The organism is Psychrobacter sp. PG1, from assembly GCF_014897815.1.
Lineage (GTDB): Bacteria > Pseudomonadota > Gammaproteobacteria > Pseudomonadales > Moraxellaceae > Psychrobacter.
Map to the genome: position 1 here is coordinate 1 of NZ_JABUZG010000011.1, position 787 is coordinate 787.

At 35.6% G+C, this 787-nt stretch carries 1 protein-coding gene; it reads right to left on the minus strand.

Annotated features, from left to right (window positions below):
• Window positions 1-143: 143 nt before the first annotated feature.
• Complete coding sequence (locus INT03_RS00255) at window positions 144-710, minus strand: hypothetical protein (protein WP_193007113.1); 567 nt, start codon at window positions 708-710, stop codon at window positions 144-146.
• Window positions 711-787 lie beyond the last annotated feature (77 nt).

Sequence of the window (787 nt, forward strand, 5' to 3'; positions counted from 1 at the left end):
TAAATAAAAGGGCTGTGAGAGGGCGTAGGGTCGCGCAAGTGAAGCCTAAAGGGTTTAGGCTGGTGAAAGTAGCAGAGAGTTAATGAGGGGCTAACATGGCGTTGTTAGCCCCTTTTTTTGTTATTATATATAATATAACTAACTTACGAAAGCGTTAAATTGTAATTAGATTGATGGTAAATATCCAAGTAGCTAGGCATGGCGACCTCAAAGTTTGATGACAAGTTTAAATATAACTCACTATCTAAAAGGTTATTGATTGCCATATCAATAGCAATATGCTTTTCAAACCCCTTTATCTTTATAAATTCAAGGCTTCTTACGCAAACATCATAATTATAAATGATGCCGTTTTTTCTAGGATGGTCAAAGGCTGAGGCATAGAGAACTGAGAAAAATTCAAGGCTAGTATTTTTTTCAAAAATGCTTTTTAGCTTTGATTGTGCCAATTGCTTTGCCATTTCAGGGCTGCCAGCTATAACAACAACAGGAATTGTAACTAACAAAGGGATGCAAACAGTGATACAAAGTTTTGAAACTGGCGTTTTTTCAAAATAGTTAGCCATTTTTTCATCTTGCGCTTCATTGGCAGAAATAGTGTAAAGGTCATCGTTAATGACTTGCGGCTGAATATCATCTAACGTTTTAACGTTCTGTTTTTTACCCATAAGTTTTTTAAGAAGGGTTAGGGCGGTAGTTAAGTTGGTCATGATTTTCTCCGTTGATTAGGTCAGTACCCTACCGACCTTATAAAACCTATTATATATAATATGACTAACTTTTACAA

Coding starts and splice junctions, on each gene's coding strand:
- INT03_RS00255 (WP_193007113.1), bottom strand. CDS start 710: ATGACCAACTTAACTACCGCCCTAACCCTTCTTAAAAAACTTATGGGT.